Origin of the sequence: Candidatus Paracaedibacter acanthamoebae, assembly GCF_000742835.1 — a bacterium.
GTDB lineage: Bacteria > Pseudomonadota > Alphaproteobacteria > Paracaedibacterales > Paracaedibacteraceae > Paracaedibacter > Paracaedibacter acanthamoebae.
In genome coordinates this window covers 447,499-471,620 of sequence record NZ_CP008941.1, presented here as the reverse complement: position 1 = coordinate 471,620, position 24,122 = coordinate 447,499, and the positions used below count along the sequence as shown (strand labels likewise).

Below are 24,122 nucleotides of genomic sequence, written 5' to 3'. Positions count from 1 at the left end.
CCAATCACCAGGCTTTAGTGAATTTGATAAGAGATACGTCACTGGGTGCTAATCTTGGGGCTGTCCAGCAATTAGAGCTAGCTCAAGAACTTGCAAAAAACCCTAAAGCCGTTGAAATGATCCAACAAGCCTTTGATAGCCCCTATCAGAATGTGACCGCTGAAGAATTTGCACATAAAATTGAACAAGGCTTGTGGGAAAAATATCAAACTTATACTAAGAATTATCTTGCTCAATTTTATGCTGTGGAATTCATAACTGAAATGGGCGATCAATACTTTGTAGATTTAGTCTCTAGGATAACGACAGATCCCCAAGAAAAAATAACGAAGCACGTACCATTAGAAATGTTAATTTTTAACGAGCAAGCTCAAATGTCGGGATCTGCAGTTCACACGTTTAAAGAACAGCTAAGCAAAATTTTGACGGATGGTAAGGATCGTGCTAAGTGTTACGGTCTTATCTATACAAAAATTCAAGAGGCAATCAATAGTCATCAATCTGAAATACCCCAGAAGAAAGAAGGTCCTTCTAAATCTTCTAGTTGGTTTATTCTCTCTAACTCATTAACAGAAAGCGAGGAAGAAGTCACACTTCCTAATTTCACCCTTCCTACTTTTGAAAAACGATTGACATCTATAGGTGATGTGGAATTAGAAGCTCTTCAGGAAGATGGGTTTGATGCATTTATTATCAATCAATTAATTAATCAGAAATTGGCTCAGGATCCTTTTGTCTATGATGGAAGCGCAGCCGCCGAATTAACACGGCAAGATATGAAATTACTAGCTAAGCACTTTGAAAAGCGCAGACTTAGCCACATTAGCAACTCAGACGATCGCAGATTAATTGAAGCTTACCCTACTGAAATAAGGCAGATCATAGCAACTCATTTTCCCCATACAGTAGGCTGGACTTATACCGAAGTTTTAAAAATTATTCGGAAGCGGAATAGTGATTTGATTAAAAACATTAGCTTAACAGCTAAGCCCAGCTCTGATGGCGAGCAAAGCTCGACATCCGAGCATGATCAGTAAAAATACTGATCATGAATTATAATAAAAAAGGAAAAAGGAAAATGTCTAAAAAACTAATTTCTGCTGCCTTTATAATGTCTATGCTAACCGGTGCAGTAATGGCAAACTATACTCAGGCGGAATTCAGACAGTCCGGCTTTGGTAGCGTGTCATTCTCATCTCAGGAAATCGCAGAGCCTGCAGGTAAAAATGCAGCAGATGCTTTCGATTTATCTGTTTTTGAGAACACTGGTATGTCTGATAGCATTTTAATGGCAAAAGCAACACCATTTAAGAAAGTAGCAACAGAGGAAGACTTTGCAAACCATAAGAATGCATTCTTGCTCAAAAGTAAGCCACAGGTTTCTGAACCAGAGAAATCTGGCTTTGTTGCTAACCTTAAGCAGGTCGCTCAAAAAGTTATTAGCTTTTTCAGCAGACTTGTGTGGATTGCATAAACTCTGTTTTTTAAGCATCTCAGATCAACTTTGTTGATCAAGAACCCTCCTTTAAAAAGGAGGGTTTTTTAAACATCGCTTACACACTCCTTTAGCTTACCTGGATAGAATTAGAGCACCTTCTCTTGGCTGCCTATTTGCCCCCTTCCCTTCCTTATGGCTGTTTTATATGATTGGGATGTTACCTTTTCACGCAGTAAGAAAATATTGCCTTCGATTTTTGTTTAAAGCTTGAAGATGTACTTAAAGGTTTATCCTCAAGCTGTATTATTGTAGAGGAAGATAGAGGGCTGGAGTCCCGCTTTTATCCTCTGGATACAGAACTGCGTCCCTTCCTTTACATTGAAAAAGAGTATTCCATTAGGACAATAACAGACTCTCGGTAAGCTTATGAAAATTGCTCGCTTTTGCCATAACCCTCACCCATAAAAAATCCCCCGACTATGGCCGGGGGTGAATAAATTGAAAATTAAGAAATTAATTACTGTTTGTCGGGACTGCCACCTCTTCCCCTCGCTTAATGTTTAAGTATAACAAGAGTGGAGAGGCAAGGAAAATGGAAGAAAAAGACCCAATCATAATCCCAATAATGATCGGTAAGCTAAAACTTGAAATGACACTTCCACCCCATATGTAAAGAGCCAGCAGGGATGTTAGGGTTGTCGCACCAGTTAATACAGTTCGAGAAAGAGTCTCATTCAAACTCTTATTAATAAGGGCTCCAAGTTCCATTTTCTTGTACTTGCGTAAATTTTCACGGATTCTGTCAAAAATCACAATCGTATCATTGATGGAATATCCAGCTGTAATCAAAATTGCGATAATGGCTGTTTCATTAAATTCAAAGGGGAAAATGGAAAACAATGCCAAAATACCAACTGTATCGTGAATCAGCGCAATAATACCGCAGACTGCAAATTGCCACTCAAATCGGACTGCAATGTAAATCAACATGGCAGCCAAAGCTAATAGAACGGCTTTCATACTGTTATGAACAAGCTCTTCACCAACTTTTGGACCAATTGTTTCAATACGGCGATAATCCTGATCAACGCCGATGGCTCCCTTAACGGTATCAATAACTTTTTGCTGAGATGCATTTTCATCAGCACCCTCAGCAACTTTGCGTTCAACACGAACTAAAACATCGTGATCAGCGCCAAATTTTTGAATGGCAGTTTCGCCTAAATTTAAGCTTGCTAATTTATTGCGCAATTCAGGAATATTGGGTTCTTCTTTAAGACGAACTTCAAAAATATACCCGCCTTCAAAGTCAATACCGTAATTTAATCCTTTTGTGCTCATGGTAATGACCGTTGCTAAAACAACAATCGTTGAAATCAAGAAAGTAATAAAGCGAATGCCAACAAAGTTAATGTTAACATTCTGGGGGACTAAGCGTAAATAAGCCATTTTTTGACCTCTTCCTTATATTGGCAAGGATGTTAAGTTACGTTGACGGCGCGCCCAGAAAATAACAATCAGACGGGTCAATGATAATGCTGTAAACAATGAGATGATAATACCCAATGCCAAAGTCACTGCGAATCCCCGAATCGGCCCCGAGCCAAATTCAAACAATACAGCAGCACCAATTAGAGTTGTAATGTTGGAATCTAAAATTGTCATTAAGGCCTTACGGTAACCCGCCTCAATAGCCATGACAGGTTTCATATTATGACGCAATTCTTCCTTTATGCGTTCATAAATCAGAACGTTCGCATCAACAGCCATCCCAATTGTCAAAGCAATACCGGCAATACCTGGCAACGTTAAGGTCGCGCCGAGTAAGGATAAAGCCGCAAACAAAAGAATAAGGTTAAGGGCTAAAGCGATATCGGCAAAGGCTCCGAACAATGAATAGTTCAGAATCATGAATACTGCAACAAACAGGAATGCAAACAGAGTGGCCCGTTGACCGTCTTGAATAGAGTCCGCTCCCAGGCTTGGCCCAACGGTTCTTTCTTCAATAACATTTAAAGCAGCCGGTAAGGCGCCCGCTCGCAGTAGCAAGGCTAATTCTTGAGCTTCCTTGGGTGCAAACCCACCACTAATGATAGCGTGGCCATCTAGTAGAGGAGCTTTAATATTAGGATGACTGATAACACGGCCATCCAAGATAATTGCAAACTGACGATTGACGTTATTAGCCGTGATTTCTGCAAATTTTTTGGCCCCCACGGCGTCAAAAGAAATGGACACCCCCGGTTGAGCTTCACGAAATTCAAATTGTGCATCAATTAGACGATCACCCGTAATAGCAACTTGTTTCTTAACAACCACATATCCGTCCTGTCCACGATGACCTGTTTCGGGCAAAATCTCCGATCCTAAGGGCACCCCACCTTGCGGGCGACCGGATGCATCAACTTGAATCGTTCCCGCATCGTGATCAACCAAGCGGAATTCCATTTTTGCAGTTCTTCCGATCAAGCGTTTTACCTCGGCTGGATTATCAACACCAGGAAGCTGCAAGATAATCCGATCTGTGCCTTGACGTTGAATCAAGGGTTCTTTTGTTCCCGATTCATCGACACGGCGACGGATAACTTCGATGGATTTCTCGAGAGCCTTTGCCTGAACTTTCTCAATTGCTTCCTCGGTCAAGGAAATTGTAACTCGGCCAGAGCTATCAAAATCAGAATTAAGCTCATTGGTCGTTTTACGAAGTGCTTTTTTAGCGACACTAACTTGACTCGGATCACGGAGCATAAAAGTTACGCCCTTACGATCTTGAGCCAGAGTTAGGGAAGTATAACCAATTTTTTCCGCACGCAGAGTTGTTCTTATTTCATCCAACAGATTTTCAGAATAATCTTTCATCACTGACTTCATATCAACTTCGAGTTGAAGGTGGGACCCCCCTTGAAGTTCAAGCCCTAAATTAAATGTATTCTGCATCCAAGCTGGCAATTTACTGCGCTGTTCTTCTGACAGCATGTTTGGTACTGAGAATATAACCCCTAGTACACAGACTAGCAAAATAAGTGCCGCCTTCCAACGTGCGATATATAACATAGATTAATCCTTTTTAACGACAGTTTTAGCCTTAGTTGTCTTTTTAGACGAAGCCTTTTTCTCTGTAGCTTTAGGCTCCACTGCTTTCATTTCATCAGAATTAACAGCTTCTGTCTTTGATAAAACTTCTGAAATCATGGATTTTACAACGCGAACTTTAACATTTTCTGCAATTTCGAGTAAAACTTCAGTATCCGAGTTAACTTTAGAAACAGTACCGATCAACCCGCCACTGGTGACAACTTTATCGCCCCGACGAACTGCACCCAACATCGCTTGCTGTTCTTTCATCTTCCTTTGTTGAGGGCGAATTAGCAAAAAATAAAAGATCACAAAGATCATAAGTAACGGTAAAAATGACATAATATCAAAACCACCTGGGGACATGAAAAACTCCTAATAATTATTTATCTTATAAAAATAGTCTTACTGCTAAAGCTTCAGATTCTATCCCCCTGGAGGAGGAAGTATTATCGCCCCTAAAGGAACTTATAAACCCTAAAAATCAACAACTTATGATTTCATTTATGGGTCTAAGACTTCCTAAAAGTGCCGGTTCTATTACTTCAGTAGCAAAACTGCTGTATTGCATTATCCTAATCCAGATATTTGGTTGGATCAACTGGTGTTTTGCCTTTATTGATTTTGAAGTGGAGTTGCGGTTCCTTAACATTACCTGTTTTTCCAACTGTTCCAATCTTTTGGCCGGCTGTAACCACATCCCCCCGCTTGACTGTAATCTGATCAAGATGAGCATAGACTGTTATAACACCATCCTGGTGACGAACTAACACAACTTTACCATAACCTGGAATTTGCTCGGTACGGCTAACCACACCATTATTAGCTGCCTTTACTGGCGTTCCCTTGGCAGCACTAATATTGATTCCTGTGTGCCCGCCCTTACCAGTAGAAAATCCTTTGACGATTTTGCCACGAACTGGCCAGGTATAGAAGGCTGCGGATTGCGGAGTCTGTCCCAGCGGCTTGTACGCCTTTGCTGGTGTTTCAACATCAGCTGTAGCCATTTCTGACTCGTCTTCCGGAGCCGAGGCTATTTCTTCAGCATGCCCCATGTCTTGCGCATAGTCCGTCGCACCAAAGGGTTGTTGGCTTGCAACACCCTCTTCTTCCGTTCCCGGCAAGGGGGCGAGTGTTGCCACTTTTACTTCACCTTGTTGCTGCTCATCGGTTGCCGGTGAGTAGAATTCATCTCGTGCCGCTGACTGACGAGCGCCCACAAGTAATTTTTGGCCGATTGAAATCCGATACGGCGGCTTCATTCCATTAAGGCGAACAAGTTCCCGTTTATCGATATGATAGTCTTTTGCAATACTGGCAATGGTTTCCCCGCGTCGCACAACGTGATATGGACTCTTATAAGAATCATATTCAACATCAGCGGGAGCATCCCGACGGATATTACAGCCAGCAAGAACACTGGCAGCCATAACCATGATTGCGAAATTACGCAGCTTCATCTGTCTTATCCTTTGAAAATAGTTGATTCAGTCGTTTTAGTGACTTTTCATGGGTAAAGTTAAGCGACAACGGTGTTATGGAAATAAAACCACCACTAACCGCATCTAAGTCTGTACCGGGCTCCCCTGTTCCATCGTGATTCACGATTCCAACCCAATAGTATTTTTTCCCTCGGGGGTCAACACATTCATGCAACTGATCTTGATAAACCCGCTGTCCCTGCTGTGTAATTTGGACCCCTTTAATAGAGTCAAGAGGCAAATTAGGAACATTAATATTCATCAGAGTATAAGGATCCATAGCACACCGGGTAAGATTTGAAATAATACCAGGCAAATAATGTTCAGCTGTGGTCCAAATGGCAGGCGTTCCTGACGCAACACACAAACTGATGGCAATTGATGGCACATGCAGTAAGGAAGCTTCCATGGCGGCAGCCACCGTTCCAGAATAAGTGATGTCATCAGCGAGATTCGCGCCATGATTGACACCCGATAGAACCAGGTCAGGAGCTTGGTCCTTCATTAAATGATTAATTCCAAAAAGAACACAATCTGTTGGCGTGCCTGACAGAGCGAACGTCTTATCCGATACTTCACGGAGCCGTAAAGGATCACGCAAAGTCAACGAATGGCTGGCGCCACTTTGATCTAACTCTGGGGCGACGATCCAAATATCATTGGATAATTGACGGGCAATCGCCTCAAGAACTTTGAGTCCTGGAGCATTAATGCCGTCATCATTACTTAATAAAATACGCATGGTCTTAGCTTATTATTTTTTTGCAATAACTTCAACGCCACCCATATAAGGTATTAACGCCGTCGGAATAGCAATGCTACCGTCATGACGTTGATAATTCTCAAGGATAGCAACGATAGTCCGTCCAATAGCCAAGCCAGATCCATTTAAGGTGTGGACAAATTCTGTTCCTGGCTTTGGATTATCAGCTGATGCTTGCGGACGGAAGCGAGCATTCATTCTTCTAGCTTGAAAATCGCCACAATTTGAGCAGCTTGAAATTTCTCTATAGATATTTTGGCTCGGCAACCAAACCTCTAAATCATAAGTCTTTTGTGCTGCAAAGCCCATATCACCAGCACACAAAGCCATAACGCGATAAGGCAATTTAAGGCCTTGCAAGACATCTTCGGCTGCCGATGTCATGCGATCATGTTCAGTCTTTGATTCACTTGGGTGGGTAATGCTGACCAATTCTACTTTACCAAATTGATGCTGGCGAATCATTCCCCGTGTATCTCGGCCTGCAGAACCCGCTTCTTCCCGAAAACAGGGGGTGTAAGAGGTGAAACGTAAGGGAAGCTGATCTTCCGATTGAATTGTCTCTGCTACTAGATTCGTCAGGGCTACCTCGGCCGTTGGAATCATCCAGTAACCAGACGTAGTCTGAAACTGATCATCCCGGAATTTTGGTAACTGACCAGTGCCATACATAGTCTTTTCATTGACAAGAATTGGCGTGTATACTTCTTGATAGCCATACTTTTGAGTATGAATATCAATCATAAAAGCAGCTAACGCTCGCTCTAGTCGCGCCAATTCGCTATATAGCACGACAAAGCGCGAACCCGCCAATTTAGCCGCAACCTCAAAGTCCATTTTGCCAAGAGCTTCGCCTAAATCAAAGTGAGGCTTGGGTTCAAAATCAAAGCTTGGAGTATTACCAACTCGACGTAGTTCAATATTTGTCGTCTCATCCAATCCTTCAGGTGTATCATCTGCTACAAGGTTCGGAATCCCTGACAATTCATCAAGCAAAACTTGATTAAGGTCGTTTGATTTTGACTCTAAGGCCGCAATGGCAGCTTTGATTTGATCAGCCTCAGCTGCAAGAGCTGTTGTGTCCTGTCCAGTTCGCTTTGCTTCGCCGAAAGATTTAGCCAACTGATTACGCTTAGTCTGCAATTCTTGCAATTCGGTCAGTGCAGCGCGATAAGATTCATCCATGGACACAATTTGCTGGGCTATAGGATTTTTACCACGGCGTTTCAAGGAAGCATCCAGGATTTCTGGATTTGTGCGTATCAGTTTAAGATCGAGCATGACTGAATTTCTTTCTTTTCACGGGCCCTTTCAACCTTCGCTACAGCGAAAATTGATAACCCATAGAGCAATACCAACGGTGCTGCAAGACCAACCATACTTAATATATCCGGGGGTGTAATCACAGCAGCTACTGCAAAAATACTTACCACAGAAATACGCCATTTTTCAATGAGTGCTTTTTTCGTTACCATGCCCATGCTCGCTAATACCGTCAGTAAAATCGGCAACTGAAAGCTCACGCCAAAAGCAATAATTAAACGCATAACAAAGCTTAAGTATTCAGAAACTCTGGGTTCCAACTGAATAGGAATAGTCCCCTGCCCACCCAGGCTTTCAAAACTTAGAAAAAATTTATAAGCATTGGGAAAAATAAACCAGTAAGCAAAGGCGGCACCCAGTAAAAAAACAGAGGTGTTGCCAGTAAAATTAACCGTAAAAGTTTTTGTTCATGCCTGAATAAGCCTGGCGAAATAAATAACCAAATTTGTGAAGCAAAATAGGGAAAGGTTAAAAAGAAGCCCGCAAACATGGAAACTTTGAGATAAGTTAAAAAGGCCTCGGTTAGACCTGTATAAATTAACTTCCGTTCAAGACCAAGATGGCTAAAAACTTGTTGTAACGGATGTAACAAAAACTGAAAGATGTGATTTGAAACACAATAACTGAGGATTGATAATCCAAAAAAGACAAGCAAAACATAAATAAAGCGGGTTCTTAACTCAATCAAATGTTGAATCAGGGGCTGTGCCTGATCATGGTCAGGCGCTCTCATTTTGAATCCTCATCTGTATTTTTATAATTTTCTTTAGATGGCTGTTGCGCAGGTTCGCTGCCAACATATTCAATATAATCGCGCCATTCCGCTGTATGGCGACGGATCTTACCCATCCACCGCCCCACAAACCTCAAAACAACAGGAATTTCCTTAGGCCCCAACAAAATAACCGCCACAATCAATAAAAGTACATAATGAGACCAGGCAAAATCAAACATACGCTAGGCTTCACCTTTATCTTGGCTCTTTAATTCTTCATCTTTTATGCCATCTTTAAAGGCACGGATCCCCTTACCCAAATCGCCCATCACTTGAGGCAGTTTTCCAACACCAAAAACAACCAATACAATGAGCACCAATACCGCTAAATGACCAAAACTTAATCCCATTTTATGCTCTTTTACTGTTAATTCTTAAGTAAATCTAATACATTCTTGATAAAATTGCAAATCCACGCAATTTGGCAGTTTTTCAAACTAGATCATTTCTCGTAAACTGCTCAATGCCGCAACTGAAAGGCAGACATTCATTCTAGATCTTAATTTTTATATTGTTTAAATCACTTAGTCCACTATTTTTTATAAGAAAAATTCTCGTTTCAATTACAACAATGATTTGCCTTATATAATTTACAGTAAAAACTTTTTTACTCTAGCTCTTTGCCTTGGTTACTGAATTACATCTTGCCGGACAGAAAAAGTTGTTGTCAGCTTATATTTCATCCCTGCGAAGAGTTCCCCCGCAGAACTTATAGTCGCTAGTGAATTCCTGCTGCTCCTAAAACACCTTGTACGACAAGGTTAACAGCCGGCTTCATAATAGTGGCCAATAGATTAAACCCAATTAGGCTGGGGAGAAATAACAGACCAAAAAGGATAAACATTCCATAAGCCTCAGAACGACTATACTGCTCTGACAATTGACGCGGCAGAAGTCCATTCAAAATACGCCCCCCATCCAGCGGTAAAATGGGCAGAAGATTAAAGACGCCCAACACAATATTGATCATAATAGACCTAACCAACACATCATTTCCAAAAGTTTCTTGAGTGGGATTGATGTGGAGCAATAAGGCAGCAACAAATGCCAGTAGGAAATTTACCCCCGGTCCGGCAAAGGCTACAAGAATTTCCCCTAAACGGCGCGGTCGCAAATTAGAAAAGTTGACTGGGACAGGCTTGGCATAACCAAATAAAAACGGAGCATTTGTTAAATACAAAATTCCCGGTAACAGGATCGTTCCAACTAAATCAACGTGCGAAAGGGGATTGAAAGTCATCCGTCCCATCATTTCTGCCGTTCTATCGCCAAACATTTTGGCCATAAAACCATGGGCAGCCTCGTGGGTTGTCACCGCTAAAATTAAAGCAATTAAGGAAGCTAGGGCCATAATTATATGCTCAGTCATTCTCTATATATTCTCCTAAATCAAATCCCAGTTTTTTAGCCCCCTCCACAAAGAGACGCCTTTTTGACTCAATATTTCCTTGGGGGGCTAACTTGCAATGGCAGAACACCCTCAAAATCCTGACAAAATCTGGAAGTCAAAATTTCAACAGCTTCAGGTTGGTTAAGTATAGTGGTGGTTAAACAATCTGTTTGGTACCACCGCCCCAATAAGGCTTAAGATGATAATTTAATTGCGACCACAAGGTTTCATCATCCTCAGACCGTAATCTGTGCCCGGACAATCTTGATGCTTTTAACCTATCATAACTTGTTGCAGACATATCTGACAGCGTCGCTACAACGTCCAACATTTCATCCATATCACCACTGCAGTGCAAAACAGCATCACAGCCAGCCTGGATCGCCTCAATAGCACGAGCACTCATGGAACCGCCTAAAGCTTTCATGGTTAAGCAGTCAGAAACAAGGAATCCTCGGAAATCTATATGTTTACGGATCATTTTATCGATGACAGTATCTGAGTGAGTCGCCGGTCTGTGACAATCCAAAGCTTCATAAACAATATGAGCTGTCATTCCCCAAGGCTGAGAAAAATTTTCTTCATTGATAGCTGTGCAGACTTGGCGAAACACTAAGAAATCTGATTCTTCTAATTCTTTGAGGGCCGCTGAAACGACAGGCAGTTTTTCATGACTATCAACCAAAGCTCGACCATGGCCTGGGAAATGTTTAATAACCGGAATGACCCCGGCACGTTGCAAGCCACGTATAACATACACGCCAAGTGTAGCCGTAATATCAACACTTTCATGAAAGGCACGATCACCAATTATTTGATGAGCATTGGGTACTAACAAATCCATTAGAGGGGCACAATTCACATTAATGCCCAACTCGAGCATCTCAACACCCATTAGATAGGCATTTGCTTCCGCCGCCCAACATGCAAGATTAAGATCATCATCTGCCAGTTGCCCAATAACCCCAGCTGCTGGATACTGACGCCAGTAGTTACACCCTAAGCGAGCCACCCGCCCACCTTCTTGATCAATCAAAATAGGAACGAAGGGATGCGACACACAAGACCTTAGATCGTCAACAAGCGTACGAATCTGGTCCGGGCTTTTGCAATTTCTGGTAAATAAGATGAATCCAAGAGGTTGGACGCGAGAAAAAAAATCATGTTCGGCTGGTGACAGCCGCGTTCCCTGACAACCAAAAATGACAGGCTTTGTTGCTGTATGCTTCATCATTTTTACTTTCTATTATATATTATAATGAACTTCATGATGCGGTTTTATCATCCCCGATTAAGCAGCTGATTTAACCACAATTCCATCCACACGATGAATTTTCATTTTATTTTTAAATGTCGTCGCTGTATTTGCTGTTGAGAAAAACCCAACCATAACTTTATAAACTGAATTCCCAGTGACAGAGGAAGTCGATTTTTGAATAATAAATTTTTTACCCGAAAAAATTGTGTTATCTAAATTCTTTAAGCGCCGCACCTCTGTTTTTGCTTCCTTTTCACTGGGAAATGAGCCTAATTGAACTCGATAAGATCCATCAGCTGATAACGCTTTTGGAGCTTCTTTCTTAGCTTGTTTTTGATGGGAAGGACCAGAAGCAAAGGGTGAATCATTATTTAAAGATGCAAGTTTTAGCTTTGTTGATCCTGTTTTTTCAGTCATGGTTGCTTCTGATGAAACAAGCTCATCCAATGGATCGATCTCTATAGAGCTAGATTCACTTCCTGCTTCTATTTTTTGAGGGGTCGCGCTGGACATTGATGCCGCTGCTTCAGGTTGCTGGGTCACACTCACAGGTGGGATTGTCTGCTGTGACATTGTCGCCTGTTGATTGTATGCCGAACCATATTGTTGGTTCTGGTGTGGTATAGGTTGCCCATAACGAGGATCATGCCCTTGAGGGGGCGTCATGGAATGCATAGGCTGTTGGGGCTGATACTGAGGCACAGCTTGAGGAGCATATCCTTGGGGCACATACACTTGTCCTTGGGGAATAGAATCTTGGCGAAATTGCTCTTGCGGATAGGCTTGAGTTGGATGAACAGATTGAACCATTCCTGCTTGAGAAGGGCCATACAGGGGTTGTCCATGCTGGGCCGCCTGAGGAACTGATTGGCCATAGTATCCTCCTCCAGGATGATCAGGCGCATGCTGCGGCCTCATCTGATTTGGATCTTGCGGAACATATCCCCCTTGCTGAGGGCCATACAGGGGTTGTCCATAACTTTGATCAGGGAGAATTGGTTGTTCTGGCTGTGGCAGCAAACGCTCTGGCGTTTGAGGGCTATGAGGAGCAATTCTTCCATAAATTAATTTATCCTGATGAGGAATAGTAATACCCCCAGGATGTTCCGGGCGTACCTTATAAGGAGACTCGTCCGCCATTAAAATAGGAGGAGTATCATTATAAGAATGATTGAACCATCGATATCCAAACCACCCTAAAACAACGAGAATAATCAGCAAGCTGGTGAGAATAATAAAATTTAAAGGGGATTGACGATCTTCCCAATCAGTATCTTGCGGTTCAGCATCGCGATGGTTGTCGCGCATAAAACGAAGTCGATGAATTTGTTCATCACGATCCACGTGTCCAAAGGTTGCCCGGACCTCGCCAAGCCGGATATCCTGATTGATAGGGTGAGAGGGAGAAGCAGTCTCAAGATCTAGACCTGCGTTCAATCTCTGATCGGCTCCCTCCTCAGATTCCTGCAGTTTACGAAAAAAAGGTGTCATTAACGCATCTCCTCAACTGGATCAACCCCAAGGACGGTCAATCCTTCTGCAATTACCGTCGCCACGCATTGCACCAATGCTAATCGTGACAAGGTTGAATTCTTGTTTTCCGGATCAATAAATCTAAGGTTAACATGATCCTTTCCCTTATTCCACAAAGCATGAAATGTTGCTGCAACTTCATACAGATAATTCGCTACCCGATGGGGCTCTCTTGATAAAGCAGCAACTTCTATTTGCTTCGGCAACTGAGTCAATATTTTAATCATCGCTAACTCGGCCTCATCGGTCAAGGGGCTCATATCAACATTAACAAAATCAAGATTCCCAAGCAACTCATGACCGTGTCGTAAGACCGACTTGGCTCGCGCATGGGCGTATTGCACATAAAAGACTGGGTTATCCTTGGTTTGCTCAACAACTTTGGCAAAATCAAAATCAATTGTCATGTCTTGGTGTCGCGTCAGCATAATAAAGCGCGCCACATCTCGCCCCACCCGATCAACAACATCCCGTAAACTCACAAAAGTCCCGGCACGCTTAGACATCCGAACAGGCTCGCCCTTTTCCATAAAGTTGACAAGCTGCGTTGTCTTAATATCAACGTCGCCCTTACCGGCAGTTACAGCCTTGGCTGCAGCCTTAATCCGCTTAACATACCCAGCATGATCCGCCCCGAAAATATCAATCATTTTGGTAAAACCCCGGCGATATTTATCATAGTGATACGCAATGTCCCCGGCGAAGTAGGTCCAGCTGCCATTGGATTTTTGTAAAGGACGATCCACATCATCTCCATATTGCGTTGCTCGGAACAAAAGTTGTGGCCGTGGCTCCCAATCCTCCACATCATGCCCTTTTGGCTTTTCCAAAATGCCTGTATAAATATCGCCTTGTTCCTGCAAGAACTCAACAGCCTTAGTGACACCCCCAGCCTCAACCAAAGCTCGTTCAGACGTAAAGACATCCATCTTAACACCCAAGGCCAAAAGGTCATCCTTAATAAAAACCATCATTTGGTCGATGGTAAATTTCCTAAAAAGATCCATCCACTCTGATTCCGGAGCATTAACAAATTTGGCGGCGTATGTATCCTTAAGCATCTCGCCAATTTTTGCCAAATACTCACCAGGGTACAATCCCTCAAAACGGGATTCCTCAATAGTATTTCCACAAGCTTGCAGATACCGTAAATACACCGATCGAGCCAAAGTGTCGGTTTGTCCACCTGCATCATTAATATAATATTCCCGAACGACTTTATAGCCAATCTTCTCTAAAAGAGATGCATTTGCATCGCCAAACACAGCTCCACGGCTATGGCCGGTATGGAGCGGCCCTGTCGGGTTGGCAGAAACAAACTCAACATTGACCAATTCTCCCTGGCCAAAATCAGATGCCCCATAAATGTGAGGAGATTGCAAAATATCGTTTAGCCGTTGCCGCCAGAAATTTCCTGCTAGGCTAAAATTTATAAATCCTGGTCCTGCCACCTCGACCTTAACAACATGATCCAGCTTAGACAACTGTTGACAGATCCTATCCGCTAAGCTTCGCGGATGGGTGCCAGCAGCCTTGGCTAAAACCATGGCAGCATTGGTCGCCAAATCCCCATGAGACGGATCTTTCGGCGATTCAATAACGACGCGAGAAAAGTCTAAATATGCAGGTAGATCGCCCTGGCATTTAAGTTGCTCTAAAATAGAAAGGATATGCTGGTGAAAATGATTAAAAATATTCATAATGTGCCAAAATAGTTAGTAACATGCTTCTATAGTCCTAACTAATATGTATAGCATATCACAGGCAAAATTTAGAGCATTTTATCACACCTCTTCACTTACCTTCTGCAAAATTTTATCCTTTTTTAATATTTTTCAGTTAAAATATGCGTAACACTATTTAGAAAAAGACGGAGCAACTATGACAGAATACACATTATTGGCCCTTGCAATTGTCGTCATATTTTTTATTTCACGCGGCGCCCGCATCGTTCCCCAGGGATATGAATTTACAATTGAACGGTTTGGTCGCTATACCCATACGTTAACCCCTGGATTTCACTTGATTATTCCTTTAATTGACCGCGTTGGCGCCAAAGTTAATATGATGGAATCTGTCATGGATGTCCCCACTCAAGACGTCATTACAAAAGATAATGCTGCCGTTGCTGTAGATGGTATCGTTTTTTACCAAGTTCTCGATGCAGCAAAATCTGCTTATGAAGTCGCACGATTAGAGCATGCTATCTTAAACCTAACTATGACCAATATCCGGACAGTTATGGGATCCATGGACCTAGATGAACTTTTATCAAACAGAGAAGTTATTAATGCCCGCTTACTTCAGGTCATTGACGAAGCAACCCATTCCTGGGGCACCAAAGTGACACGTGTCGAAATCAAAGATATTCGCCCACCACGGGACCTCATTGACTCAATGGCTCGCCAAATGAAAGCTGAACGCGAAAAACGCGCCATGATTTTAGAAGCCGAGGGAGAACGCCAGTCAGCTATTCTTGCAGCCGAAGGGGACAGGCAAGCTAAAATTCTAAAAGCAGAAGGCCTTAAGCAATCGATGATTTTGGAAGCTGAAGCCCGCAAAGAGTCCGCCCAAAGAGACGCCGAAGCCAGAGAAAGACTTGCTCAAGCTGAAGCATTTGCCACAGCCGAGGTTTCGAGAGCAGTGAAGGAAGGCTCAACGCAAGCTATTAATTACTTTGTCGCCCAAAAGTATGTTGAAGCTTTTAAAGCCTTAGCAGAAAGCAATAACCAGAAACTAGTCTTAATGCCAATGGAAACTTCCAGCTTAGTAGGGACAATTTCTGGTATTGCAGAAATAGTGAAAGATAGCATAGGCAGCCAGTCAGAAACTAAGAGAAGCACTAAAGGAAAAAGTGAATGATGGGCTTTCTCATGGTTGATCTAAACTTTTTGCATTGGTCCTTTTTAGGACTAGTGCTATTGGGAATCGAGATTTTTCTGCCCGGCAGCTTTTTAATCTGGATTGGTTGTGCGGCCCTTCTTACTGCAGCATTAACCTACCTGTTTGATTTTATGTTTATGGGCCAAATCATCAGCTTTACTTTCTTGTCTATGGTTTGTGTCGGTTTTGGAGCTCGGCTTTACCGGTGTATGAAATTCTCTAAAGAAAAAACAATTCTTAACCGCAAAGCTGATCAAATGATAGGCTTTAGATTTAAGCTAAGCGACCCTATTACTGATGGCGTTGGCCATATCACGATCGGTGATTCTCGGTGGCGGGTTATAGGAGAAGATTTACCGGCAGGTATAGAGGTCAATATTATTGATATTAAGGGAAATAGCCTAGTCGTGGAGAAAGCCGCCCCTCCAACAGAATAAATGTTTATTACTGTAGAAGCGACCTTATCGCCTAACAAATTGAAGTTAAACAATCGACAGCCTTCTCATATATTTTAATAATCGTTACTTAATTAAGTAAATTTCCCTTGCACAGTGTTAATTAACTGTATTTAATGTAATAAGATCAATTTCTTCTGAGTGTTGATATGAGTCAGAATACAGAAGCATTAAATATAGATACGGACGACGAATCAGTTTTTACGAAGGTGGGTATGCTTTTTAAAAATGCCCGCGAAAGTAAAAACATAACAATACAACAAGCGTCACAAGAACTTCACATACGGCAGTTGTATATTGGCGCTATTGAAGCAGGTGATATATCTGCCCTACCCGGCCATGTTTATAAGGTGGGATTTATAAAAACCTATGCGCGATTTTTAAATCTTGATTCTACCCAAATTTTGAAAGATTTAAATCTCCAAGAAGAAATTACACCATCTTATTCAAGTTTCAATTATTCCATTCCGGTGGAACAACAAAAGCGCCCTACTTTAAAAATTATATTAGGGGCAACGACCCTCTTATTTATTGGCGGCGTAACGCTGTATGTGTCCAATAATATGAGTAATGTTCACGAGGAAGCAGTAAGCTCTAAAGATTTTATCGACCACAATGTCATAAGTACTCAGAGCGTGACCTCTTCTCCCTCTCAAAATTTGTCACCATCAACAGGTGTCACTACAACGCCTGATGAGGTTACGACAACTATTTCCACGACCCCTTCCTCCACCCCAGCTGTTGAGCCCCGCGCCACATCGGCACCATTTGAAGATACGACTGTTAAGATTCTGGCTGTAAAGGATGCGTGGGTTCAGGTGACCGACGAGACAGGTAAAGCCATATTTGTCCGCTTGATGCGTGCTGGAGAATCGTATACCGTTCCCGCAACGGGTACACACCACCTTAATACAGGGAATGGGGCGGGCGTCAAGCTATCTATTGATGACAAAACCTCTGCAACCTTAGGGGAAGAAGGTAAAGTTCTGCGCGGAATTAGCCTTAATTTAGAGGATGTTAAAAAACTCATTAACGACTAGGCTGTAATCCACCTCCTTACAGGCATTTGCATTGTAAGAACGGCAAATCAACAGAAAAAAGTTGAAGTCGCTAACTGATTCTCCATGCCACGTAATGATGAACAAAATCCTTTAAAATGGGGCAGTAAGTTGGGACATATGGTCAGCATCTGTTATCCTCTTCCGCAGGCAATTTAACCTCTAATCATCTAGCTTTTAACAGATGCGACAGGATCAGAAACCGCCCTCTTATACAAGGAGTTGGAGCCAATTACCTCTTGTTTTAGCGAAGTGAATTGAAGCCTCTTCTTCACTTAAAAATAGTTTTCTATCTTTTTATAAGAAGAGAAATTGCTTAATTGAGAGGCAAACAGGTGCTTTCCTTATAAAGAGCCACTTTGATCGCCACAGATAACGACTATTATGCTAACTTATCCACAAAATTTTGCAAAAGGGCCGTGTTGCGGAGAGGTAAAAAGGACCACAAAATAGCCAAGCATTCATGTTTATTGGCTATTCTTAGAGCCCTTATTTTTAAGATTTTGTAAATAGATATATACTCTTTGACAATCTATTTCATAACATCTCACAATTAAATTAAATCAATTTAGTAAGAAATTTATGTGAATTTATGACACAGTACAATCCATTTAAAATTATGGTGTCCCTGTTGCAACGTGGATATCATTCTTCTACCCTCAAACCTAAAACTACTTCAATATATGCTGCTAATTTAAATTGTTTTACATTAAAAAATTGGTGCAAAGTTTACAACAGAATTGCATATATAATTATGCTGTTCTGCCTATCCTTTTCCGTCGGCAGCACAACACAAATAAATGTTCCTAGTGGTGCAACACATTTTATCCCGGGGGATTATAGTCCAGGATCTTTCTCTGGAGGAACAATTGATTCCGGCGGTAGCCTGAACAATAATGACCTCATGACCAACACCGGTACACTGACCAACAACGGCAGCCTATTCAACACCGGTACACTGACGAATAATGGGGACTTGACTACCACCGGCAGCCTGAATAACATGGGCCCCTTGAACAATAGTGGTAACTTAACCAACACCGGCACCCTGAACAATAATGACCTCATGACCAACACCGGTACTTTGACTCACAACAGCTCCTCGCTGTATAACGCCGGCAATCTGATTAATGATAATCTCCTCAACATTAACAGCTTCCTAGAGAACAGTAACTCTGGCACCCTGACGAACAACAGCAACAGTATGTTGAATAATAACGATCAAGTAAACAACTATGGCCTCCTGACAAACAACGGCGACCTAACCAACAACGACATTCTGTACAACCGAGGTACTTTGACGAACAACGGCGCTCTCATTAACACCAGCGACTTAAGGAACTTTAATGGTGCTATTCTAAATATTGGTACAGGTGGAAGCTCCGGAACGTTAAGTGGCAACATAACCAATCAGGGATCCTTAACATTCAATAGATCCGACGATAGTCCTTATTCAGATATCATATCTGGGAGTGGTAGTCTCACCAAAGACGGCCAAGGTGCCTTCACTTTATCCGGTGTCAACACCTATAACGGAGCAACGACTGTTAATAACGGAGAATTAAAGGTGAATGGATCAATTTCAAGCTCATCTTTAACGACGGTCAATTCAGGCGCCATTATTAGTGGTACGGGTATTGTAGGCGCGTTGACCATTAATTCAGGTGGCTTTATCGCTCCTGGAAATTCTATTGGCACTCTTACCGTTAACGGTCCTTACATACAACATGGTATTTATAATTGTGAAGTGCAAGCGGCACCTGCCTCCACAATACCCGGAACAGATAATGACGTCATCAATATCACAGGTTCAGCTGATATTACAAATGGTACCCTCAATGTTATCCCCTTGGCTGGGAATTATGTTGCAGGACAAACTTACACATACACCATTTTAAGCTCAGCAGGCCCCTTAAATGGTCCTTTTGCAACCATTACTGGCTCATCGCCACTCTTTACCTATACTATGACTTATGATACTAACAATGCTTATCTACACCTACTTTCCTCAAAAAAACGTGAGCAAGCTATCAGCATAGGTAATCCGGGTCAGGTGGCTTCGTATGTCAATAGCAATGGATCACAAGCTTTAATTAATCAATTAAATCCTTTAACCACTTCTCAATTAAAACAAGCTTTTAATCAGCTTAGTCCCGCTGCTAGCACCCAAGTATCCGATATGACTGCTAATATAGAACTGAGCCATATGGATGTTCCCTTCGCCGGGCTACATCTACATAGAGATAAATTGCTTAAAGACATAGGAGAAACAGCAAGACAATTAATTTCGAATCTTACCAGTTTTAAGCAAAGCTTTGCTCAATTCTTTACCTTTAAACTTAACAATAAAAAACTCAGATTTAGCAGTTTACAAGATACAGACGTCAAACATTTACCGGTATCGGCTGAGGTCGACCTGGGCAAGGCAAGTCTATGGATTCAAGGGGCTGGCAGCCGATTTAGTCAAGGTAATATTGCTGACCCATCCGGGCTATCCGTATCAGGATTAGAGGGAATGACCTATGATACCACTATTGGGATCAATTATGCCCTCCCTACGGTAAAACTGGGGCTAGTTAGTGGATATAACTATAGTACCTATAAAATGAAAGTTGATGGTGATAAAGGAAACAAGAATTCAGGCCGTATTGGTCTATATGGTTTGTGGGAACCTACCTTGAACGGGTATATTAAGGGCTCTGTCTATTATGGTCATCACCGTTTTAAGGGCGAGCGCATCATGACAGTTATTCCTGCGGTCGCTCACCAAAAGCATAATGGACATCATGTGAGCGGTCTTGTTGAGGTGGGTCGAGATATTACTCTTCCTAGATCCGTAATTCTCACACCGTATTTTAGTGCTGGCGCCTTATACCTACATGAGAATGGATATAGAGAAATTGGAGCTGACATCCAGAACTTAGCCGTTAAAAGTCGTCATAGTACAACGCTGCAAGGTAAAGGGGGATTCCAACTTGTGAAATTATGGAACGGAAAGGAAGATACTCAGGTCTATAGTTTTGTCCGATTGGGAGCAACATATCGACGAACTGTTGGCAGGAACCAGAAAGTCTGGGCTACATTAGTAGGTCAAGGCGGCCAATTTACAGTGAACTCTAAGAACAAACGTCGCCTTATGATAAACCCAAGTGTTGGAGTGACTGCTTTCTTAGCTCAGTCTGTATCTACAACCCTGGGCTGGAAAGGTGAAATTGGATCAACTCAACAAGAGCATCAGATTGTGGCTCGAGTTGACTGGAATTTTTAAAAGGAGATCTTTCTCTAGAAAATGCCTCTCCATTCTGTTCGAGGGGCCAATATTGACCATTCAACATTACAAAGATGGGTATGCCGATTTGTTGGCCTCATTGATAAACGTGTTCGCCCACGCAAGAGGCCAGTTAATGGAAGCTGGCGCATGGATGAGACTTATATCAAGTTGAATGGGAAATGAGTTTATTTTTATCGGGCCGTCGATAGTCAAGGAAATACCATTGGTTTTGTGCTTCGCGCTAACAGAGATGCCGTCGCTGCCAAAGCCTTCTTTAGGAAGGCTTTTAAGGAGAATGGCAAAGCTGATAAAGTAACAGTTGATAAAAGCGGTAGTAACGATAAAACTCTTTTCCCTTAATTTTAAAAATGACAATTTTTAAAAATCTTCTATCGAAATAATAGTTTTTCATATTCTAATTTAGAAATAATTTTTTTTCATAAACAATAAAGCTTTTTCATGCTAAGTTAATAATGAGCCAAGCACGAACATAAGGATAATTATTTTTCATGAATAACAATAAAAGTAATAATTATTCACAAAAAATAACGTTTTTTCAGGAACGGAAGCTACCGGAAGCTGCCACCTTGGCAGGATACGCCTATTTGGTTAATGCTTACCACCTGCCCGTTCCTCTCCCAATAAAATTATCAGCCATCAGTAATCACCATAAATTCTATGAAAAAGACAATTGGAAAATCTTAACGCCGCGCCATGCACCCGCACCGACTTTAGAAGGGCATCTAATTTTTGCTTTGAAATATGAAGGGGTAGACTTAGCCGTTCTAAAAAAATTATTTGATATCATTTCTCCGTATGAGATTGAGGAAATTGTTGAACGTCATCCCACCAGCAGCTATTCTCGACGTCTGTGGTTTTTATATGAATGGTTGACTGGAAAATTGTTAAAATTGCCGAACGTAACAACTGGCAATTACACCAATGCCCTTGATACTGACCTGCAATACGGCATTCCAGGTACGAAATCCCCCCGACACCGAGTAAATAATAATTTACCCGGCACAAAAGAATTTTGCCCCCTCGTTTTCAAAACGGAAACTCTTGAGATTTATCGTCAAAAAAGTTTGGATGAAAAAGCAAAAATCACCATCGGAAAAGTATCGGCTAGCATTTTGGCCAGGACAGCCTCTTTTTTACTGCTCAAAGATTCAAAATCCAGCTATGCCATCGAGGGAGAAGAAAAGCTCCATACCCGCATTCAACGATGGGGCCGTGCTATTGGAGAGGCAGGGAAACAACCGCTCAATTTAGATGAGCTGTTACGGTTACAAAAGATTGTTATCGGAGACGACCGCTTTTTAAAATTAGGTCTGCGCGATGAGGGCGGATTTGTTGGTGAACACGAACAACTGACGCGTCTTCCATTACCTGAGCATATCAGTGCTCGCCATGAAGATTTGTCTTCTTTGATGAAAGGTTTGTTCTTATTCAATCTTAGATCACTCCAGAATTTCGACCCTGTCATTGCGGCCACCTGTATTGCATTTGGGTTTATCTATATCCACCCGTTTGCAGATGGGAATGGACGACTCCATCGTTATTTAATTCACCATATTCTAGCTGAAATGAAATTCAGTCCGACGGGCTTAATTTTCCCTATTTCAGCGGCTATTCTTGAACGCATCGATGATTATCGCACAGTTCTTGAAAGTTACTCCCAACGTCTGTTACCACTTATAGAATGGGAACCCACCCCGACCATGAATGTTCACGTCTTAAATGATACAGCAGATTTCTACCGCTATTTTGATGCGACATTACACGCTGAATTTCTTTATGCTTGCGTTGAAAAAACAATTAACGTGGATTTACCGCAAGAGATTGACTTCCTTCAGCGCTATGATGCCTTTAAACAGCAAGTCACAGCGTTTCTAGAACTTCCATCCTCGAAAATTGATTTGCTGTTTAATTTCCTAAAACAAAATGAGGGCACGCTCTCAAAACGCGCCCTCCAAAAGGAATTTTCTGCTCTACAAGCTGACGAAATTGATCGTTTAGAACAGATTTATAAAGAAAGCTTCGTTGAGCACTATTGAGAAGCCAGTTCAATAAGTAAGCTTTCCCCTTGCTTTAATTTATTTACCTCTACATTACCTACCATAGTTTCTATATACTCTTTTTCAAAAGCATAAGTTTCAGCTAAGGATTTAAGCTCGTTTAAAGCGTTAATTGCTCTCTCCGATGTTTGAATGACTTCTACCTTAGAAGCTAAATAAGCAAAGTTGTATAAATACACAATTTTAGTTTTATCATCCAAATGATTTCTTATTTTGTCGTAAGATGAATAGCTAAGATTTAACCAATTGTGGCAATTATTAAGATTTATACTTTTATAATGGTAATAGGAACTTTTAAGCATCATTTCGGCCCGTAGATTTGGAAAGAAGTAACCATCTATATGCTCGGCTAAAGAAACACCATAATGGCTCACTTCGGCTGCTTTAGCATATTGACCTTGTTCTGCTAACAGGCCGGCTGCGTCACAATAGTTTTGGCAAGCTTCAATCATGTCAAAACTTCCTTGGCCATGCGCTCTTAATTTTGCCGCCGAAAGAAGTAGCTTATATTTTCTTTCTTTATCGGAAGTAAGAGAGGCAGCCATACTATAAGCATCTGGTGCTTGTCTGTTATAATTGTTGTCATTTAGCTTAAGAATAAGATCAGCTTTTTTTTCAAGCAAAATACTTTTTTGCTCCCTATTACGGGTGATTTCTAATGCTTTCTTTATCTCTCCTATAGCAAGTGTATAATAATCGGATGCCTTAAAAGAGTTTCCAGTTGGCATTGTTATTTGGCTAGTAAGTTCGCCTGCTCTTTCAAATAAGTAACTTTTTCTTGTAGGGTTTATAGTGTCTTGCAGGGCCTTAATATGAAATTCAACAGCTTTTTTAATAGAAGCCTCTCCCTCATTAAGTTTAAGATACAGATTACCAATTTTTTCATTTAAGGCGCTTTTCCTAGATGGATCATCAGCTGCGAATGCCTCAGCATGTAAAAGAGCTTGAATAGCTAAAGGGTAATTTTCTTGTATTAAAAATTGCTGAGCACTCTCCTCCGCCCGAAGACTTGTAATAATATTAGATGTTTCATAATTAGGCCTTATAGTTGGCGCCTCCGTTACCTCTCCCTCATTTCTTGTCTTCTTAACTTCTGTTTGTGAGGATTCTGCTAACGCCTGACTATTATCTTCATTTGTTCTTTTATGAGCGTTGTGGATTGGTGGTAACTTAGTACCCTCTTCCCCATTAGGTTGATAGAAAGTATCCCAATTCTCTTCTTGTATCTCCATGGCATAAACAGAAGCACTACATAAATATAAGCTTAATAGGCAGGCACTTCTTAAAATTTTACAAAAATTATGTTTCATTATTAACTCCATGGATGAATAGTTTGATAGG

The 24,122-nt window shown here is 41.6% G+C and carries 20 protein-coding genes and 2 pseudogenes; 8 read left to right on the top strand and 14 right to left on the bottom strand.

Annotated elements, in window-relative coordinates; translation table 11 throughout:
• The first annotated feature begins 17 nt into the window (after nucleotides 1-17).
• Both ID47_RS01985 and ID47_RS01980 read left to right on the top strand, forming a co-directional pair.
• The gene (locus ID47_RS01985; protein ID WP_038463231.1) at nucleotides 18-1,037 is read left to right on the top strand and encodes a hypothetical protein; all 1,020 of its coding nucleotides are present in this window, start codon (nucleotides 18-20) and stop codon (nucleotides 1,035-1,037) included.
• An 11-nt stretch (nucleotides 1,038-1,048) separates the two neighbouring features.
• A complete protein-coding gene (locus ID47_RS01980; protein ID WP_156956609.1) occupies nucleotides 1,049-1,474 on the top strand; it encodes a hypothetical protein in 426 nt (141 codons plus the stop codon).
• A 477-nt stretch (nucleotides 1,475-1,951) separates the two neighbouring features.
• On the opposite strand, the gene secF is transcribed toward ID47_RS01980, so the two are convergent.
• The 13 genes and pseudogenes from secF to argS form a co-directional block, all read right to left on the bottom strand.
• Nucleotides 1,952-2,887, bottom strand: a complete 936-nt coding sequence (gene secF, locus ID47_RS01975; RefSeq protein ID WP_038463225.1) for a protein translocase subunit SecF — start codon at nucleotides 2,885-2,887, stop codon at nucleotides 1,952-1,954.
• 15 nt (nucleotides 2,888-2,902) lie between these two features.
• The gene (gene secD, locus ID47_RS01970; RefSeq protein ID WP_038463222.1) at nucleotides 2,903-4,492 is read right to left on the bottom strand and encodes a protein translocase subunit SecD; all 1,590 of its coding nucleotides are present in this window, start codon (nucleotides 4,490-4,492) and stop codon (nucleotides 2,903-2,905) included.
• Between the two features lie 3 nt (nucleotides 4,493-4,495).
• Nucleotides 4,496-4,879, bottom strand: coding sequence for a preprotein translocase subunit YajC (yajC, locus tag ID47_RS01965; RefSeq protein ID WP_038463219.1), 384 nt, complete (start codon nucleotides 4,877-4,879; stop codon nucleotides 4,496-4,498).
• Nucleotides 4,880-5,088: 209 nt separating this feature from the next.
• Nucleotides 5,089-5,973, bottom strand: a complete 885-nt coding sequence (locus ID47_RS11570) for a LysM peptidoglycan-binding domain-containing M23 family metallopeptidase (RefSeq protein WP_051908433.1) — start codon at nucleotides 5,971-5,973, stop codon at nucleotides 5,089-5,091.
• The gene (gene surE / locus ID47_RS01955; RefSeq protein ID WP_038463216.1) at nucleotides 5,960-6,736 is read right to left on the bottom strand and encodes a 5'/3'-nucleotidase SurE; all 777 of its coding nucleotides are present in this window, start codon (nucleotides 6,734-6,736) and stop codon (nucleotides 5,960-5,962) included. Before surE ends, ID47_RS11570 begins: the two co-directional genes overlap by 14 nt.
• 12 nt (nucleotides 6,737-6,748) lie before the next feature.
• Nucleotides 6,749-8,038, bottom strand: coding sequence for a serine--tRNA ligase (gene serS, locus ID47_RS01950; RefSeq protein WP_038463213.1), 1,290 nt, complete (start codon nucleotides 8,036-8,038; stop codon nucleotides 6,749-6,751).
• A pseudogene (gene tatC / locus ID47_RS12250) lies at nucleotides 8,020-8,813 on the bottom strand (twin-arginine translocase subunit TatC). The gene serS and the pseudogene tatC overlap by 19 nt, the downstream one beginning before the upstream one ends.
• Nucleotides 8,810-9,034 (bottom strand): Sec-independent protein translocase subunit TatA/TatB, encoded by a 225-nt coding sequence (locus tag ID47_RS01940; protein WP_038463210.1) that lies wholly within the window; start codon nucleotides 9,032-9,034, stop codon nucleotides 8,810-8,812. The pseudogene tatC and the gene ID47_RS01940 overlap by 4 nt, the downstream one beginning before the upstream one ends.
• Nucleotides 9,035-9,037: 3 nt before the next feature.
• Nucleotides 9,038-9,205, bottom strand: coding sequence for a twin-arginine translocase TatA/TatE family subunit (gene tatA / locus ID47_RS01935; protein WP_038463208.1), 168 nt, complete (start codon nucleotides 9,203-9,205; stop codon nucleotides 9,038-9,040).
• A gap of 368 nt (nucleotides 9,206-9,573) precedes the next feature.
• The gene (locus ID47_RS01930; RefSeq protein ID WP_038463205.1) at nucleotides 9,574-10,224 is read right to left on the bottom strand and encodes a site-2 protease family protein; all 651 of its coding nucleotides are present in this window, start codon (nucleotides 10,222-10,224) and stop codon (nucleotides 9,574-9,576) included.
• Nucleotides 10,225-10,402: 178 nt separating this feature from the next.
• A complete protein-coding gene (nagZ, locus tag ID47_RS01925) occupies nucleotides 10,403-11,479 on the bottom strand; it encodes a beta-N-acetylhexosaminidase (RefSeq protein ID WP_051908426.1) in 1,077 nt (358 codons plus the stop codon).
• Between the two features lie 57 nt (nucleotides 11,480-11,536).
• On the bottom strand, nucleotides 11,537-12,994 hold the full coding sequence (locus ID47_RS01920) for an SPOR domain-containing protein (RefSeq protein WP_038463203.1): 1,458 nt from the start codon (nucleotides 12,992-12,994) through the stop codon (nucleotides 11,537-11,539).
• Nucleotides 12,994-14,736 carry an arginine--tRNA ligase gene (gene argS, locus ID47_RS01915; protein WP_038463200.1) on the bottom strand — a complete coding sequence of 581 codons (1,743 nt, stop codon included), beginning with the start codon at nucleotides 14,734-14,736 and terminating at the stop codon, nucleotides 12,994-12,996. Before argS ends, ID47_RS01920 begins: the two co-directional genes overlap by 1 nt.
• A 181-nt stretch (nucleotides 14,737-14,917) precedes the next feature.
• Between argS and ID47_RS01910 the strand changes: the two genes are divergently transcribed.
• From ID47_RS01910 to ID47_RS01885, 6 genes and pseudogenes are all read left to right on the top strand, one after another.
• A complete protein-coding gene (locus tag ID47_RS01910; RefSeq protein WP_038463197.1) occupies nucleotides 14,918-15,898 on the top strand; it encodes an SPFH domain-containing protein in 981 nt (326 codons plus the stop codon).
• Nucleotides 15,895-16,356, top strand: coding sequence for an NfeD family protein (locus tag ID47_RS01905; RefSeq protein ID WP_038463194.1), 462 nt, complete (start codon nucleotides 15,895-15,897; stop codon nucleotides 16,354-16,356). Before ID47_RS01910 ends, ID47_RS01905 begins: the two co-directional genes overlap by 4 nt.
• Nucleotides 16,357-16,523: 167 nt before the next feature.
• The gene (locus ID47_RS01900; protein ID WP_038463191.1) at nucleotides 16,524-17,414 is read left to right on the top strand and encodes a helix-turn-helix domain-containing protein; all 891 of its coding nucleotides are present in this window, start codon (nucleotides 16,524-16,526) and stop codon (nucleotides 17,412-17,414) included.
• 772 nt (nucleotides 17,415-18,186) lie between these two features.
• Nucleotides 18,187-20,700: an autotransporter outer membrane beta-barrel domain-containing protein gene (locus ID47_RS01895; protein ID WP_198022322.1), complete on the top strand. Its 2,514-nt coding sequence runs from the start codon at nucleotides 18,187-18,189 to the stop codon at nucleotides 20,698-20,700.
• A 36-nt stretch (nucleotides 20,701-20,736) separates the two neighbouring features.
• Nucleotides 20,737-21,054, top strand: a pseudogene (locus tag ID47_RS13405) (IS6 family transposase); the annotation flags it as partial.
• 158 nt (nucleotides 21,055-21,212) lie between these two features.
• A complete protein-coding gene (locus tag ID47_RS01885) occupies nucleotides 21,213-22,760 on the top strand; it encodes a Fic family protein (protein WP_038463185.1) in 1,548 nt (515 codons plus the stop codon).
• Here ID47_RS01885 and ID47_RS01880 read toward each other — a convergent pair.
• Nucleotides 22,754-24,091, bottom strand: coding sequence for a hypothetical protein (locus ID47_RS01880; protein ID WP_038463183.1), 1,338 nt, complete (start codon nucleotides 24,089-24,091; stop codon nucleotides 22,754-22,756). The two genes, ID47_RS01885 and ID47_RS01880, sit on opposite strands and share 7 nt — an antisense overlap.
• Nucleotides 24,092-24,122 lie beyond the last annotated feature (31 nt).